Source organism: Streptomyces sp. CA-251387, from assembly GCF_050936625.1.
GTDB lineage: Bacteria > Actinomycetota > Actinomycetes > Streptomycetales > Streptomycetaceae > Streptomyces.
Genome location: NZ_JBNJMJ010000001.1, coordinates 2,749,145 through 2,764,020 on the forward strand (window position 1 = coordinate 2,749,145; position 14,876 = coordinate 2,764,020).

Below are 14,876 nucleotides of genomic sequence, written 5' to 3' on the forward strand. Positions count from 1 at the left end.
GCTTGCAGCCAACGACCGTAAGTACGGCCCTTCACGGGCATCCGTCCGATGCCTGGCACATGGTCACGCCACCATGTTCAGCGCCAAGGCACTTTGGTAACGTCACTTACCCAGCCCGCGATGCAGGTGAGGTCCCGGTAATTTCCGGTGTATCCGAGCGAGTTGAGGATCAGCAACACGAGGTATTGGCGAGCGAGAAGCCATGCATCTCGTGTCAGCCCGTCCAGTCCGTAGATCCGCTCCTGCGATTCTTGCGGGTGTACCAGCCGGTTCCTGACCCACGTGACGACATCGGCCCCGTCAATGTCCTTGTTCTCCTTTGCCTTCACATCGGCGGCGTACTGCGCGGCGGCCGTCAACAGGCCAGGGTCGATGGCTACCGGAATCTGGGCATCGCGCAGCACCGTGCGCAGCAGGTCGTGAGCTGGCCGCCGCTTGTACTCCCGCTCGGTCAGGGCACCGCTCAAGACGAGGCTCTGCCACATGATGTGCTCCAAGCCGGCTGTCCCCATGATGATTCGGGGCTCGACGAAGTCTCGGCTCCGCAAGGCCGAGATCGCGTACATCATCTGGAATCGCAGGGGCGTGAGTTTGTCCGGGTCGAGGAAGGCGGCGATCGCCAGACGCAGGAAGTCGCCGAGCGATTCGTGATCTTGGTCGTACCACCAGCCATCGCTGTTCGAGCGTGCCGGGTCGCAGTGAGCAGCTCGCCACTGCTCCCAGACCACTCGGCCGTCGCCGTCTTCTCCCGCGGGCAGCATCGGGGCAGCCCAGCGACCGAGGGCAAACGAGATCCCGACGTGCAGCGCCGTCAGCAACGGGTCAGCTTCGTCGGCCGTAAAGACGGAATCATCGGCGCGACGCACCTCCATGACGTGCGTCATCACGTACACGTCGGTCTTGTGAAGTTCCTGCCAGACCTGCTGATGGTCAGGACGAACGTCGAGCGTGATCTTCCATCCATTGGCTTCGAGCAACCATCGGCCGGACCATTCATGCTTGCCGCGCGGCGTCTCCTCTACCAGTCCCAACGGTCCATGCCAGTTGGGCAGGTTGAACCAATGAGCGAGGATTCGACTCAAGGGAGCATCGGAGTTCCCGAAGACGGCTCCGTTCGACCAGCCACCATCGACGTTTCGGGGGAACCCGGGCAGGGTCATGTCGCCCATGGGACGACGAAGCGTCAGGGGAACCTGGTCTCGGTTGGCGAAGCCCGGCGTCGCGCCACCGCCAACCTCCCACTCAAGGTTGAACCCGTGTGAGCAGGTCAGCTCGACGCGGCCAGGGTCATCATCTGTGCCGAGCCCACCCATCGGGCCGTCGTGCAGGAGGATGGGCCGGCCCGGTTTGTTGTACGGGTAGACCGGCGTGAGCGGTGGACTTGCTGGAGGCGTGTTCATCGTGGTCAAGCGGTTCCACTCGCTGATGGAGATGAGTTGTCCAGGATCGCGGCCTCGTCGTATCGCCAGCAGTCGTGCTCTAGACCGTCGGCGGGCTTAGATGTCATGAGGTGCTCTTGGATGTCGCGCACATACACCGGCTGTCGGCTTCCCTTGACCACGGTGAATAGCGGATGGATCTCAGCTGCGGCCAGGTTGGCCGACAGAGATGGGTCCTTCCACATCGTGTTCAACACGTAGGCCAAGTGCCGGAGCAGCAGTTGAGTCGAGTCAGGCGTGATGGCCACGCTACGCGCGAGCTGCGCTGCGCCATGCCCGGCAAAGTTCCTCAGTTTCACGTACTGCACTGCGGAGTGCGGCAAGGGCCTAGCCTGCGGATCAGCGTGACCCTCCAGGTACCGCACACCCTCCCGAAGGACTTCGGTGCTGCCGTCTGTTCCGCGCTTGCCGGTGACAATCCGGCCGATCAGTTCGGTGGCATCGAGGGCGAGGAAGAGCGACCCGAGGTGGTAGTTGTGCTCGAAGTTGAGCCCAGAGGCCTGCATGAACTCGCGCATGACACCGCAGACGTACGAGGCCTTGCCCACGTACGGGTCGTCGAGCCCGGCGATCTGAGCGGCATCTTCCCACCGCGGCACGTCGTGGGTGAGCTGGACAGCGTGCTGAGCGAGGAGGGGACGGTAGTCCATGACTCCATGGTCCGGCCGACTTCAGGCTTGGGCAACCTCTTCACCCACTGAGCGGGTTCAAAGCCCGATCACTACCAAGCGCCAGCAGGTGGGTCACATTCGAGCAATTCTGTGCGTGCCCCATTCCTGCCACTTGCATCGCCGCCGGCCACGCGGCCTTGGCATCACGCTCGACTGCCGACAGGTGTCAACTGCCCCACACCGCTGCTGGCCGACATTGAAGCTCTGCTGCTTTTCGGATTCGGCGGCGGCAAATGATGTCTGCAGAAATTTTCGGGACAGATCAGTTCAGCCCCTGTCACTCTTAGCCATGGCGACTGCTTGGAGTTCATGGAGTTGGGACTGGCGCAGGCTGGACTGCCTCGCTGGTTGTGGCGAGCTCGTCAAGCGCGCCCGCGACTCATGGGTGGAGATCGGCGGCACGCGCTCTGGGAGCTGGTTGATCGGAACACGCGTCGTAGGACGCATGTTCTCGGATCCTCTTCCACCACCGGACGACGAACCGCTCTATATGTTGGGGGCAGCTCACCGCGCTTGCCTCGGAACGGCTGTCCAACTCCTCCGCGCGGGCAGAGCCCAACTTGCCGACATCCTGACCACGATGGACATCGACACGAATCTCGAAGGCCAGGCCCACACGAACTGGATGGCCCCGCCACCAGGCCGTTGCCCCTTCTGTCAGGACCCACACGCCCAGCCCACCGACGAAGACGTCTACCCCAAGTGGCTCGTGCGCGAGATGAAGCGCCACGGCGTGCGGAGCTCGGATCCCCGTCGGCGGCGTATCAACTGGCCGACAACACCTGTCTGCCAGCACTGCAACAACACGTGGATGTCAACGCTGGAGAACGACGTCAAGGACATCCTCGTCCCGATGTTCTTCCACGTGAGATCGCTGAACGAGCATACCCAAGGCCGACTCGCCCTGTGGGCCGCCAAGATGGCCATCCTCTTCGATGCGATAGGCGGCAACATCGTTCCTCACGGCGCCGGGCAGGGCCTGGAGATCTTCCGCCAACCGCACCACGGGATGCAGATCTGGATCGCCGCATACCATGACGTGAACCCCCTGACTGTGGTGTCGCGCCCGATCTACATGCCGGGGAACGCTTCAAGTGACGACTTCCTCGGCCTGTGCGTCACCTTCTCGGTGGTCAAGGTCGCGTTCCAGGTGCTCATCCCCTTCCACGAGGGAGACCTCGCTCCCCTAGAGGACTTTCACGGTTCTGTCGTGCCGATTTGGCCACCGGCCAATCCCCTACTCGACTGGCCTCCGCCATACCGGTTCGACGCCACCTCTATCCAGGCACTCGCCGCGAGGATCAACGACAACCACGAGAACCTGACGATCGACGTGAACCTCAACGCAGCACAACGCGTGAGGGCACCCCAAGAAGGCGGTTCTGCCAGCGAGTCACAGCAGACGGAATGACTTGCCCCCAGCCCCGCCAGCGGGGAGACACGCCGAACGATACTTTCGAAGGCGCCCGCAGCGTCCCAGCTCGCTCAGCACTGGCTTCGGGCAGTACCTTGCACCCAACAAGGGACCGATATGCCCTGTCCATCCCCTATCTGCGGGACAGGGTGCACAATACGAGCCGTATTTCTCCGCACTGTCGCCCAGTTGCACGGCCCGAATTCGACCCGGATTCGACCCGGACAGTTTGTTCATCGACTAAACATGGCCTCTGACCTGCGAAAATGAAGAGCGGCAGACGAGTCGGGCTGTACGCCGGGTTCTGTTCCCAGGGTTCCTCGCGGAGCCCCGGGCGACGGCCATCCATCTAGGACCGGCGTTGCCGCCGGCCTCCTGCGGTCTACCCGCGGACTCGGGCGGGCAGCCCTCGAACGTCCGCGCAGGGACGCCCCTCTTGCGAAAGGCGGCCCCTCTTGACCTTGCTCCGGGTGGGGTTTACCTAGCTGCCCAGGTCACCCTGGGCACTGGTGGTCTCTTACACCACCGTTTCACCCTTACCGAGGGCCAAGACCCCCGGCGGTTTGCTTTCTGTGGCACTGTCCCGCGGGTCACCCCGGGTGGCCGTTAGCCACCACCCTGCCCTGTGGAGCCCGGACGTTCCTCGGGAAGCCCCCCGTCAAGGGGACTCCACGCGGCCGTCCGCCCGGCTCGTCTGCCGTGTCGACCATGTTACCGGCCTGCGGGGGGCGGCCGTCGCCAGTACTGATCCGGCGAGGATCAGGACGAAGGCGGCAAGCACTCCCGCCGTCAGGGGCTCGTCCAGGAACAGGGCCCCTGCCGCCACCGCCACCGCCGGATTGACGTACGTGAAGACCGTGGCCCGCGTCGGGCCCACCTCCTTGATCAGCTCCAGGAAGGCGACGAAGGCCACCGCCGTGCAGATCACGCCGAGGCCGGAGAGGGCCGCCAGCACCGAAGCCGACGGCATCCCGGTCGGCCGGGTCAGGGCGGCCGCGGGCGCGTACACCAGTGCCGCCAGGGTCAGGCAGGCCGCTGTGAGGTGGAGGGACGGTACGTCCCTCAGCCACCGCGCCGCTATCAGCGGGGCCGTCGCGTAGCCCAGCACCGTCAGCAGTACCTCCGCCAGGGAGCGGGCGTCGCCGCCTGTCAGATGCGGGACCGTGAGGACCGCCACGCCGGTCAGGCCCAGGAGCAGGCCGGTCAGCCGGCGTATGCCCAGGTGCTCCGCCCCACCGAAGAAGCGGGCCAGGGCGACGCCGACGATCGGGACGCCCGCGATCAGCAGGCCTGCCGTCGAGCTGGAGAGGTGGCGCTCGGCGTCCGTCAGCGTCCACCAGGGGCCGATGATCTCTATGCACGCGAAGGCCAGCATGGGGCGCCAGTGGCGGAGTACCGTCCTGATCAGGCCGCCCTGCCGGATCGCGAACGGCAGGAGCAGTGCGGCGCCCAGGGCGCATCGGGTGAATACCACCACCGAGGGGGACACCGCCTCCACCGCCACTTTGATCATCAAGTACGGGATGCCCCAGACCACGCCCATCAGGGCGAACAGAAACCAGCCGCGTGCAGTCATGCGGCGAGTTTCGGCCGGGTCATGCTCCCGCGTCTTGAACGCTGTTGCGGTACGCCGCCGGGGTCACCCCGAGCACGCGGCGGAACCAGCGGGTGAGGTGGGCCTGGTCCGCGAAGCCGACCAGGGCGGCGACCTCGGCCGGGCGCAGGCCGGACTCCAGGAAGCCGCGAGCCCTGCCGACCCTGTACTGGGCCAGCCAGGCGTACGGCGGTACCCCCATCGCGGTGCGGAAGGCGCGTAGGAGCTGGTAGCGGGACAGGCCGAGGTCGGTGGCCAGGGCTGCGAGGGAGGGCGGGGCCGTGAGCTCGTCGGCCAGGCGGTCGCGTACGGCGTGGGCGATGTGGTCGGCGCCGGGAACCCTGTCGCTCGCCGCGCGGGCCGTGGAGTGGCGGCGGGCCAGGGCCGTCAGGAGCCAGGGGAGGCGGGACTCGGTCTCCAGTGGGTCGGGGCAGGCGGCGAGTTCGGTGTGCGTGATGCGCAGGGGCGGTGGCCAGTTCCGGGTCGTCCAGGAGGGGGTCGTGGAAGTGCGGGACGGCCGTGCCCAGGGTGCCGTCCGTCAGCAGCGACGTGTCCGCGTACAGGGCTCGGTAGGCGTAGCCGTCGGAGGCCGCCGGGCCGCCCGTGTGCATCTCTCCCGGTGCCAGTACGACGATGGAGCCGGGGCCAGGGCGTATGCGGCCGCCCCGGTAGTCGATGACCTCACTGCCGCCGACGCACACGCCGATCGTGAACTCGTCATGAGCGTGCGGCGCGTAGACGTGCCGGTCGAAGCGAGCGGTCAGCAGGTCGAGCGGGGGTCCGCCCCGGCCGAGTCGCGCCCTGGTCCACAGCGCCTGTTCACCCACTTCGCACCCCCTGGCCCATGAAGGGGTCAACACCTGCCCGCCCCGTTTCCATGCCGCCGGAGGCGTTCGCTTGACCCTGCCGCAACGTCAGCGTTTGTACTGATCCCATGCGGATCGGAGAACTCGCCGCCGCCGTCGGCGTCACCACGCGGACCGTGCGGCACTACCACCATCAGGGGCTGCTGCCCGAGCCCGAGCGGCGGCCCAACGGCTACCGGGACTACACCCTGCGGCATGCAGTCGTCCTCGCCCGGATCCGGCGGCTGACCGAGCTGGGGCTGGGGCTCGCCGAGGTGCGGGACGTGCTCGCCGAGGATGCCGGGAAGGATCTCGTCGAGGTGCTCACCGAGCTGGATGAGGACCTCGCCCGGCAGGAGGCCGCCATCCGGGAGCGGCGAGCCCGGCTTCGGGCGCTGCTCGGGGCGGAGGAGTTGCCCGCGGAGGGGCCGGTCTCGCCGGAGCTGGGCGAGTTGTTCGCCCGGACCGCCCATCTGTCGTCCGACTCCCCCATGGCCGCCAAGGACCGGGAGATCCTCGCGCTGCTCGACACGGCGGCGTCACCGGAGGTCCGGGAGCAGTTGATGTCCCTGTGGAGCGGCGCCCTCGCGAGTCCGGATGCGGTGGCGCGGGCGCACGAGGCCTACGCGCTGCTCGACGACCTCGCGGAGGCCGAGCCCGACGACCCTCGCGTGAGCGAGGCGGCCCGGCTGCTCGCCGAGCTGATTCCCCGCGAACTGATCACGGAGGCGGGCATCGGGGCGGACATCGACCAGGACAGCAGCTTACTGCGCGCCTTCTACGCCGACTTCGCCCCGGCGCAGGCGGAGGCCATCCGCCGTACGTTGCGGATCCTCATGGACGAGATGGAGGAAACGGGGGAGCAGGGATGAACACCGTGCTCCTCCTCGCCCGGCATGAGCTGCGGCTCCTCGTCAGCCTCGCTCTGTGGGCGGCCCGGCGTCGGCACGGGGCCGGCTCAGGCACCGCCTATGGGTATGCGCGCGGGCAGGGACCGATGATGTTCGGGTTCGCCTTCGTGTGCGTCGTCGAGTCGATCACCATGTCCGTGCTGCTGCGGGACTATCCGGCCGTGCACCGGGTGGTGCTCATGCTGGACGTCTACACCATCGTCCTCGTCGTCGCGATGCACGCCGCCTCCGTCGTACGACCCCATGTCCTCGACACCGGCTCCCTGCGCGTCCGGCGTGCCGCGCATGTCGATCTGCGCATACCGCTGGAGAAGATCGCGCATGTGCGCCGCGAGTTGCGCACCACCCATGAGCGGGCCGACGGTGAACTCAACCTCGCCATCGGGGCGCAGACCTCCCTGACGCTCGAACTCACCGAGCCCGTCTCCCACTTCACCTTCCTCGGCCGTCGGCGGGACATCCGCCTCGTCCGCTTCCACGCCGACGACGCCGACCGCCTCGTACAAGCAATCCGGCGAGCGCAAGCAATCAGGCGAGCGCAAGCAATCAGGCGAGCGCGAAACTCACCGTAGGGACCTCCATGTCCGCCCGGGTGAGGCGGACCGGGCGGCGCTCGCCCAGGGAGTCCTCGGTCGTTTCCGTGATGTCGCCGATGACCGCGGGGGACGCCAGCTGTACGACGCCGGGTTCCACCTTCCCGTCGTGTCCCGGGTGCTCCCGTTCGACCACGCAGCCCTCGAAGATCTCGCCCACCCGGTCCTTGAGCACGGCGGCCTCCACGAGGTCGACGCAGCTGCGCTCGATGTCACGCGCGCGCCTGCCGCCCTCGGCCATCCGCTTCCGCACGGTGGCGAGGGCGGTGAGCACCCAGCCGGGTGGTTCCCGGCCGGCGACGGCGGCGAGGCAGATCTCGGTGGCGTACCGGTCGACGAGGCGGCGCAGTGGGGCCGTGCAGTGCGCGTAGGGGGCGGCGACGGCGGCGTGCATGGTCTGCTGTGGCAGGTGGCCGCCCTGGAAGACGGTGTATTTGGCGCTGGCCATCAGCCCGGTGCAGGCCTGGAGGAAGGCCGCGTGCCGCGGTGCGGTCGGGTCGAGGGAGCGCACCAGCTGCGCGTACGACACATGGTGCGGCCAGTCGATGTGCAGGGCGTGCGCGGTACGGCGCAGTTCGGCGAGTTTGCCGGCCGTGGTCGGTTCCTGGGTGCGCAGGATGCCCGTGCCGTGCGCCAGCATCAGCTGGGCGGCGGCCATGCCGGTGAGCAGGGAGAGCTGCTCGTTCCAGCCCTCGGCCGGGAGCGGGGCACGGTAGCTCAGCTCGTAGGTGCGGTCCCGTTCGGTGATCTCCTGGTCGGGGACGCGCAGTGAGATGCCGCCGCGTTCGATCTCCAGCTGTTCGCGCAGCAGGCCGATCGTCTTGAGAAGGACCAGGGGCTCCTCCGCCGTACCGGCGTCGATCTGCGCCTGCACGCCCGCGTAGTCGAGCCTGGCCCGGCTGCGCACCAGGGCGCGGTGGACGTCGACGGCGATCGTACGGCCGTTCGCATCGAGGTCGATGGTCCACAGCGCGGCCGGGCGGGTCCGCTCGGGCAGCAGGCTCGCGGCGTCCTCGCTGAGCGCCTGCGGGTGCAGCGGGACGCGGAGGTCGGGGAAGTACAGGGTCGTCACCCGCCGGTGCGCCTCCTTGTCCAGCGGCCCGCCGGGTACGACGAAGGCGCCGACGTCGGCGATGGCGTACCGGACGCGGTAGCCGGTGCCCTGCCGGGACAGGTGCATCGCCTGGTCGAGGTCGGTCGAGCCGGGCGGGTCGATGGTGAAGAAGGGGATGTCGGTGGCGTCGTGCTCCGGCAGCGCCGGCGCCTGCGCGGCCTGCTCGGCGGCGGCTAGCACCTCGGGCGGGAAGTCGGCCGGCACGTGGAGCTTGGTGCGCAGCGCGGCGAGCGCGGCCCGCAGCGGGCCCTCGGGGGCGCCGGTCACATGGATGGGGCGGCGGGGCATACAGCCACCGTAGGGCGGGGGGCGCCGGGTGGCACGCCGTACCCTGTGGCGGAGTTCGACTGAAGGAGTACGTGTGCTTGTCCTGCTGCCGCCTTCCGAAGGCAAGGCCTCGTCCGGTCGGGGTGCCTCGCTGAAGCTGGAGTCGCTGTCGCTGCCGGGGCTCACCGAGGCCCGTGCGGCCGTACTCGGTGAGCTGGTCGAGCTGTGTGCGGGTGACGAGGACAAGGCACGGGACGTACTAGGGCTGAGCGAAGGGCTGCGCGGCGAGGTCGCCAAGAACGCCGGGCTGCTGACCGCGGGCGCGCGGCCGGCCGGGGAGATCTACACCGGCGTGCTGTACGACGCCCTCGACCTGGCGTCGCTGGACGCTGCCGCGAAGCGGCGGGCGGGTCGTTCGCTTCTGGTGTTCTCCGGGTTGTGGGGGGCCGTCAGGGTCACCGACAAGATCCCCTCGTATCGCTGCTCGATGGGTGTGAAGCTGCCCGGGCTCGGGGCGCTCGGCGTGTACTGGCGGACGCCGATGGCGGAGGTGATGCCCGAGGCCGCCGGGGACGGGCTCGTGCTCGATCTGCGATCGTCGGCGTACGCGGCGGCGTGGAAGCCGAAGGGCGAGGTGGCCGGGCGGACGGCGACGGTACGGGTGCTGCATGCGCCGACCCGGAAGGTCGTCAGCCACTTCAACAAGGCGACGAAGGGGCGGATCGTACGGAGCCTGCTGACGGCGGGGGCCGCGCCGAAGAGCCCGGCCGAGCTGGTGGAAGCGTTGCGGGACCTCGGGTACGTCGTCGAGGTGGAGCCTCCGAAGGGCGCCGGGAAGGCGTGGTCGCTGGACGTGCTGGTGGACGAGATCCACTGAACCGACCCGGACCACCCTCTCGTTGCAGCACATGCAACGACCTTTGCGCATGCTGATGGCCGTGGGCAGGATGAGGCCATGACCTCAGTCCTGGATCTTGCGCCCGTCGTACCCGTGGTCGTGGTCGACGATCCCTCCGACGCCGTACCGCTGGCCCGGGCACTGGTCGCGGGTGGGCTGCCCGCGATCGAGGTGACGTTGCGGACGCCGGGCGCCCTGGAGGCGATCCGGGCGGTCGCGGAGGGGGTGCCGGAGGCGGTGGTCGGGGCCGGCACGGTGCTGACGCCGGAGCAGGTGACGGGCGCCGTCGCGGCGGGGGCGCGGTTTCTGGTCAGCCCGGGCTGGACGGACGTACTGCTGGAGGCCATGCGCGGGTCCGGGGTGCCGTATCTGCCGGGGGTGTCGACCACATCCGAAGTGGTGGCGCTGCTGGAGCGCGGGGTGCGGGAGATGAAGTTCTTCCCGGCCGAGGCGGCGGGCGGTACGGCGTATCTGAAGTCGCTGGCCGGGCCGTTGCCGCAGGCCCGGTTCTGTCCGACCGGCGGGATCGGTCCGGCGACGGCGTCGGAATACCTCTCCTTGCCCAACGTCGGCTGTGTGGGCGGGAGTTGGATGCTGCCCGCGGACGCCGTGGCCGCGCGGGACTGGGGGCGCGTGGAGGAGCTGGCGCGAGAGGCGGCGACGCTCGGTTCAGGCTCGCAGGTGTGACGTGTCGTTGACCAGGCGGACGCTGGCGTTGCCGTCGGCGTAGTACGCGATCGCCGAGAGGGAGGCCGCCGACAGTTCCATGCGGAACAGGGACTCGGGCGGGGCGCCGAGGGCAAGGCGTACGAACGTCTTGATCGGGGTGACGTGCGTGACGAGGAGGACCGTGCGGCCGGTGTACGCCGCGATCAGCTTGTCGCGGGTCGCGGCTATGCGGGCGGCGGTCTCGGCGAAGCTCTCGCCGTCGCCGGTGGGGTGGGCCTCCGGGTCGGCCAGCCAGGCGTTCAGGTCGTCCGGGTAGCGTTCGCGGACCTCGCCGAAGGTGAGGCCCTCCCAGGCGCCGAAGTCGGTCTCGCGCAGGCCGTCGTCGACGGTCACGTCGAGGCCGAGGCGGGCGGCGACGATGCCGGCTGTCTCCCGCGTGCGGGCGAGCGGCGACGCCACGATGGCCTGGATGGTGCCCCGCCGGGCGAGGGCGGCGCCCACGCGCTCGGCCTGCTCCCGGCCGACGTCGGAGAGGGACGGATCGGTACCGCCACTGCCGGAGAACCGCTTCTGCGGGGTGAGGGGGGTCTCCCCGTGCCGGAGCAGGACGAAGGTGGCCGGCGCCCCCATGTCGGCGGGAGCCCAGCCGGACGAGGGCGTGGCCACGGTGCGCGCGGCCCTGACATCGGCCTCGGCCTTCGAGGCCGACGGAGTCGCAGAGACCCGCCCCTCCGCCAGCGCCGCACGTGCCCGTGCCGCGCCCGCGGCGGCGTCTCCCGGTGGGCCGGACGGCTCGGGCGCCGTCGTAGTCCTCGCCTCCCCCGCAGCCCTCGCCCCCGCCGCGGCCCTCGCGTCAGCCGCCTCCAGCTCCGCCGTGGAAGTGGACGCCGACCACTGCTCCCCGCGCTTCCCGGCGTCCATCGCCTCGTTCGCCAGCCGGTCCGCGTGCTTGTTCTGCTCTCTCGGGATCCACTCGTACGTCACCTGAGGAACGGGGAAGACCCGTGCCGCCTCTGCCGCGAGCGGCTTCATGTCGGGGTGCTTGATCTTCCAGCGGCCCGTCATCTGCTCGATGACCAGCTTGGAGTCCATGCGGACGTGGACCGTGGCCGTGGGGTCGAGCTCGTGCGCGGCACGCAGGGCCGCGAGCAGGCCCCGGTACTCGGCCACGTTGTTCGTGGCGATGCCGATGTACTCGGCCCGCTCGGCCAGCGTCTGGCCCGTCGCCGCGTCGATGACCACGGCACCGTAGCCCGCGGGCCCCGGGTTGCCCCGTGACCCGCCGTCGGCCTCGACGATGAACTCCCGCACGACCAAAGCCCCTTACCTACCGGGGCTCAAGCCCCTCACTTACCGGGTCCTACAGACCCGACTCCGCCGTACGCACCAGAATCCGGCGGCAGTTCTCGCACCGCACCACCGTGTCCGGCGCCGCCGCGCGGATCTCGTTGATGTCCGTGATCGACAGCTCCTGTCGGCAGCCCTGGCATGTGCGCTGGTACAGCTTGGCCGCGCCGATGCCGCCCTGCTGCTCGCGCAGCTTGTCGTAGAGCTTGAGCAGGTCGGCCGGTACGGCGCCCGCGATGACCTCGCGCTCCTTGGTGACCGTGGCGACCTCGCCGTCGATCTCCTCGAACGCGGCGTCCCGGCGGGCGGTCGCGTCGTCGATCTTCGACTGGACGGAGCCGACCCGCTCGGTCAGTTCGGCGACCCGCTCCTGCGCGGACTCGCGGCGCTCCATGACCTCCAGGACGACGTCCTCGAGGTCGCCCTGGCGCTTGGCGAGGGAGGCGATCTCGTGCTGGAGGTTCTCCAGGTCCTTGGGGGAGGTGATGGCGCCGGAGTCCAGGCGCTGCTGGTCGCGGGCGGCGCGCTGGCGCACCTGGTCCACGTCCTGCTCGGCCTTGGTCTGCTCGCGGGCGCAGTCGCTCTCCTCGGTCTGCGCGGCCACGAGCAGGTCGCGCAGCTGGGTGAGGTCCTTGTTCAGCGTCTCGATCTCGGCGTGCTCGGGCAGGGACCTCCGCCTGTGCGCGAGCTGCTGCAGGCGGACGTCGAGGGCCTGGACGTCGAGGAGTCGGATCTGGTCGGCCGCGGCGGCGTTCAGTTGGGGGCTCCCGTAGTGCTAGTGGGCGGGTTGGACGCCGCGTGGGCGGTCCAGGGGTCGGTGACCGTCTTGGAGACGTGGACGCGCAGGTCCCATCCGTGCCGGTCGGAGATCTCGTCGAGCTGGCTCGCGGCCAGCTCGCACCAGGGCCATTCGGTGGCCCAGTGCGCCGCGTCGAGCAGCGCGAGAGGACTGTGGGCCACGGCCTCGGACGCCGGGTGGTGGCGGAGGTCCGCGGTGAGGAAGGCGTCGACGCCGGCCGCTCGTACGTCGTCGAAGAGGCTGTCGCCGGAGCCGCCGCTGACGGCGATCGTCCGTACGACCGCCTCGGGGTCGCCCGCGACGCGGATGCCCTGCGCGGTGGCGGGGAGCCGCTCGGCGGCTCGGGCGGCGAGTTCGCGGACGGTCAGAGGGTGGTCGAGCTCGCAGATGCGGCCCAGACCCCTCCGGCCCTCCGGATCACTCGCGTCCGGCACCAGCGGGCGTACGACCCGCAGGTCCAGCGCACCCGCCAGCGCGTCGCTGACGCCCAGGTCGGCCGTGTCGGCGTTGGTGTGCGCGACGTGCAGGGCGATGTCGTTCTTGATCAGTGTGTGCACGACCCGGCCCTTGAAGGTGGAGGCCGCGACCGTCGTCGTACCGCGGAGGTAGAGCGGGTGGTGGGTGACCAGCAGGTCGGCGCCCAGCTTCACCGCCTCGTCCACGATCTCCTGGACCGGGTCGACGGCGAACAGGACCCGGGAGACCTCCTGGTCGGGGTCGCCCACGACGGTGCCGACCGCGTCCCAGGACTCGGCCCGCTCGGCGGGCCACAGGTTCTCCAGCGCGGCGATGACTTCAGACAGACGGGGCACGAGGGACAGGCTACCTGGATGCCCCGTACGGCTGTACCGGCGCCGGAGCCGCGGGATCGGCGCCGATTCATGCCTGGGCAGCTGCGCCTGCCAAGCCCGGACCCGCTCAGCACAATCGCCCTCGTTTCCTCAGGCGAATCGTTCCTCTGCCACCCCTTTGTGTGAAGCGGATGCTGCCGATCCCACGCCTGTGCGTGCGAAAACTAGCTTCGTTACTGGAGGTGACCGGACCATGACGGCCTGTGCGATCGAGCCCGCGGCTGAGCACGAGGACGGCGACTTGCCTCGGGCGGGCTGCACCATCACGGCGGACGGTTCCTACGCCGCCCGCCTCGCGTTGGACGGCGACTGCTGGTTCCCGGAGCGCTGGACCCTGGACGGCCCCGAGCCCTACGCCGTGCCCCTGCCCGCCCACCAGCCCGAGGAGCCCGGCACCGAGGTGCAGCCCATGGGCGACGGCCGGGTCCTGATCCGCCGCCGCACCGACGGACGGCACGTCTTCTCGCTGCTGTACCCGACCGGACCCGGCACCGGTGAGCTGCTGCTGGGCGCCGTGCAGTGCCCGGACGAGGCAGCGCGGCTGCGGCTGCTGCCCCCGGCTCCGGGCGGCGACAAGGCGTACGCCCTCGCGGTGGGCCGGCGCTCCAGCGCGGTGTGGCTGGTGGCGGGGGGCGCCTTCGGGCCGGAGCAGATCGCGGAGGTCCCGGGGCGCTGCTCGGGTGGAGCGTGGCTGGACCGGGGCGGGCGGATGCTGGCCCTCGACCGGGAGTCCGGGGGCCGTACGAAGGCCGTCGTGGTGGACCTGGAGCGGGGCGGCGAGGTGTCGCCGCTGCTGCAGATCACGGACGCCAGCGACGACCGGGTGCTGCTCGCCGACCCGGACAGCGGGCTGCTGCTGATCCGCTCGGACGCCCCCTCGCCGGGACAGGGACGGCTGGGCTGGGGGGTGCTGGGCAGCACGCTGCCGGTGCGTTTCCCGGAGTGCCTGCGGGTGGCCGACTGCACGGTGACGCCGTTCGCGGTCCAGCCGGGGCAGGTGCTGACGCCGGAGAGCTGCGGGGTGGCGCTGCGCATCGACGGGCCGGTGGGGAGCTGGGTCGGGGTGTGGCGGCCCGCCGAACGGCAGGTGCGTCATCTTCCGGCGCCCGAGGGGTGGTTGGCGGGTACCGGGTTCTGGTCGCGGGACGGGGTGCTGCACCTGCCGTATGCCACGCGGGAGGTGCGGTGTGGGGTGGCTCGGGTGGAGGTGCCCGGTCCGGCATCGACGGAGAAAGAGGTGAAGTCAGGCCCTGACTCGGGGAGAGGTTGGGACTCCGGGCCGCCATCGCGCGAGCCCTCGGAAACGGACCCTCCGCATCCCGTCACGCCCCGCCCTGTGCCGTTGCAGCAAGCGCCGTTGGGCAATCTTGTAACGAAGTAGTGCCGGTTGGTGTGGCCGCCTGGATTCGGCCCTCGGTGCGTTGGTTAAACTCGCCCGGCTGTTTGAAAGATCATGTTGACGGG

Annotated in this window: 12 protein-coding genes, 1 other RNA gene and 2 pseudogenes; 6 read left to right on the forward strand and 9 right to left on the reverse strand. The window is 69.7% G+C overall.

What is annotated here, in order from left to right; genetic code table 11:
- Window positions 1-77: 77 nt before the first annotated feature.
- Complete coding sequence (locus ACQEV2_RS12280; protein WP_433039382.1) at window positions 78-1,409, reverse strand: hypothetical protein; 1,332 nt, start codon at window positions 1,407-1,409, stop codon at window positions 78-80.
- Window positions 1,406-2,089 carry a hypothetical protein gene (locus ACQEV2_RS12285; protein WP_433039383.1) on the reverse strand — a complete coding sequence of 228 codons (684 nt, stop codon included), beginning with the start codon at window positions 2,087-2,089 and terminating at the stop codon, window positions 1,406-1,408. The genes ACQEV2_RS12280 and ACQEV2_RS12285 overlap by 4 nt, the downstream gene beginning before the upstream one ends.
- Window positions 2,090-2,690: 601 nt before the next feature.
- Between ACQEV2_RS12285 and ACQEV2_RS12290 the strand changes: the two genes are divergently transcribed.
- Window positions 2,691-3,521: a hypothetical protein gene (locus ACQEV2_RS12290; protein ID WP_433039384.1), complete on the forward strand. Its 831-nt coding sequence runs from the start codon at window positions 2,691-2,693 to the stop codon at window positions 3,519-3,521.
- Between the two features lie 280 nt (window positions 3,522-3,801).
- On the opposite strand, the gene rnpB is transcribed toward ACQEV2_RS12290, so the two are convergent.
- The 3 genes and pseudogenes from rnpB to ACQEV2_RS12305 all read right to left on the reverse strand — a co-directional run bounded on the left by rnpB (window position 3,802) and on the right by ACQEV2_RS12305 (window position 5,945).
- Window positions 3,802-4,217, reverse strand: an RNA gene (rnpB, locus tag ACQEV2_RS12295) — RNase P RNA component class A.
- A 103-nt stretch (window positions 4,218-4,320) separates the two neighbouring features.
- Window positions 4,321-5,100 (reverse strand): annotated as a pseudogene (locus ACQEV2_RS12300) (DMT family transporter); the annotation flags it as partial.
- A 19-nt stretch (window positions 5,101-5,119) separates the two neighbouring features.
- Window positions 5,120-5,945 (reverse strand): annotated as a pseudogene (locus tag ACQEV2_RS12305) (helix-turn-helix domain-containing protein).
- 107 nt (window positions 5,946-6,052) lie between these two features.
- Here ACQEV2_RS12305 and ACQEV2_RS12310 point away from each other — a divergent pair.
- Together ACQEV2_RS12310 and ACQEV2_RS12315 are read left to right on the forward strand one after the other, a co-directional pair.
- Window positions 6,053-6,835 (forward strand): MerR family transcriptional regulator, encoded by a 783-nt coding sequence (locus ACQEV2_RS12310; RefSeq protein ID WP_433039385.1) that lies wholly within the window; start codon window positions 6,053-6,055, stop codon window positions 6,833-6,835.
- Entirely contained in the window at window positions 6,832-7,446 is a 615-nt protein-coding gene (locus ACQEV2_RS12315) for a hypothetical protein (RefSeq protein WP_433039386.1), read from the forward strand. The genes ACQEV2_RS12310 and ACQEV2_RS12315 overlap by 4 nt, the downstream gene beginning before the upstream one ends.
- Here ACQEV2_RS12315 and ACQEV2_RS12320 read toward each other — a convergent pair.
- Entirely contained in the window at window positions 7,421-8,869 is a 1,449-nt protein-coding gene (locus ACQEV2_RS12320) for an RNB domain-containing ribonuclease (protein ID WP_433039387.1), read from the reverse strand. The genes ACQEV2_RS12315 and ACQEV2_RS12320 overlap by 26 nt on opposite strands.
- A 73-nt stretch (window positions 8,870-8,942) precedes the next feature.
- Between ACQEV2_RS12320 and yaaA the strand changes: the two genes are divergently transcribed.
- Entirely contained in the window at window positions 8,943-9,725 is a 783-nt protein-coding gene (gene yaaA / locus ACQEV2_RS12325; protein ID WP_433039388.1) for a peroxide stress protein YaaA, read from the forward strand.
- Window positions 9,726-9,803: 78 nt separating this feature from the next.
- On the forward strand, window positions 9,804-10,433 hold the full coding sequence (gene eda / locus ACQEV2_RS12330) for a bifunctional 4-hydroxy-2-oxoglutarate aldolase/2-dehydro-3-deoxy-phosphogluconate aldolase (protein WP_433039389.1): 630 nt from the start codon (window positions 9,804-9,806) through the stop codon (window positions 10,431-10,433).
- Here eda and ACQEV2_RS12335 read toward each other — a convergent pair.
- Genes ACQEV2_RS12335 through ACQEV2_RS12345 form a run of 3 tightly spaced genes read right to left on the reverse strand, consistent with a single transcriptional unit; the run spans window position 10,416 to window position 13,373 of the window.
- Window positions 10,416-11,726 carry a bifunctional RNase H/acid phosphatase gene (locus ACQEV2_RS12335; protein WP_433039390.1) on the reverse strand — a complete coding sequence of 437 codons (1,311 nt, stop codon included), beginning with the start codon at window positions 11,724-11,726 and terminating at the stop codon, window positions 10,416-10,418. The two genes, eda and ACQEV2_RS12335, sit on opposite strands and share 18 nt — an antisense overlap.
- A 49-nt stretch (window positions 11,727-11,775) precedes the next feature.
- Window positions 11,776-12,519: a zinc ribbon domain-containing protein gene (locus ACQEV2_RS12340; RefSeq protein WP_433054388.1), complete on the reverse strand. Its 744-nt coding sequence runs from the start codon at window positions 12,517-12,519 to the stop codon at window positions 11,776-11,778.
- Window positions 12,516-13,373 carry a Nif3-like dinuclear metal center hexameric protein gene (locus ACQEV2_RS12345; protein ID WP_433039391.1) on the reverse strand — a complete coding sequence of 286 codons (858 nt, stop codon included), beginning with the start codon at window positions 13,371-13,373 and terminating at the stop codon, window positions 12,516-12,518. Before ACQEV2_RS12345 ends, ACQEV2_RS12340 begins: the two co-directional genes overlap by 4 nt.
- A 232-nt stretch (window positions 13,374-13,605) precedes the next feature.
- Between ACQEV2_RS12345 and ACQEV2_RS12350 the strand changes: the two genes are divergently transcribed.
- Window positions 13,606-14,793: a hypothetical protein gene (locus ACQEV2_RS12350; protein WP_433039392.1), complete on the forward strand. Its 1,188-nt coding sequence runs from the start codon at window positions 13,606-13,608 to the stop codon at window positions 14,791-14,793.
- Window positions 14,794-14,876 lie beyond the last annotated feature (83 nt).

Excerpts from the sequence above, each read along its gene's own strand:
- ACQEV2_RS12285 (WP_433039383.1), bottom strand. The coding sequence starts at position 2,089 with ATGGACTACCGTCCCCTCCTCGCTCAGCACGCTGTCCAGCTCACCCAC.
- ACQEV2_RS12290 (WP_433039384.1), top strand. The coding sequence starts at position 2,691 with ATGGACATCGACACGAATCTCGAAGGCCAGGCCCACACGAACTGGATG.
- ACQEV2_RS12310 (WP_433039385.1), top strand. The coding sequence starts at position 6,053 with ATGCGGATCGGAGAACTCGCCGCCGCCGTCGGCGTCACCACGCGGACC.
- ACQEV2_RS12315 (WP_433039386.1), top strand. The coding sequence starts at position 6,832 with ATGAACACCGTGCTCCTCCTCGCCCGGCATGAGCTGCGGCTCCTCGTC.
- ACQEV2_RS12320 (WP_433039387.1), bottom strand. The coding sequence starts at position 8,869 with ATGCCCCGCCGCCCCATCCATGTGACCGGCGCCCCCGAGGGCCCGCTG.
- eda (WP_433039389.1), top strand. The coding sequence starts at position 9,804 with ATGACCTCAGTCCTGGATCTTGCGCCCGTCGTACCCGTGGTCGTGGTC.
- ACQEV2_RS12350 (WP_433039392.1), top strand. The coding sequence starts at position 13,606 with ATGACGGCCTGTGCGATCGAGCCCGCGGCTGAGCACGAGGACGGCGAC.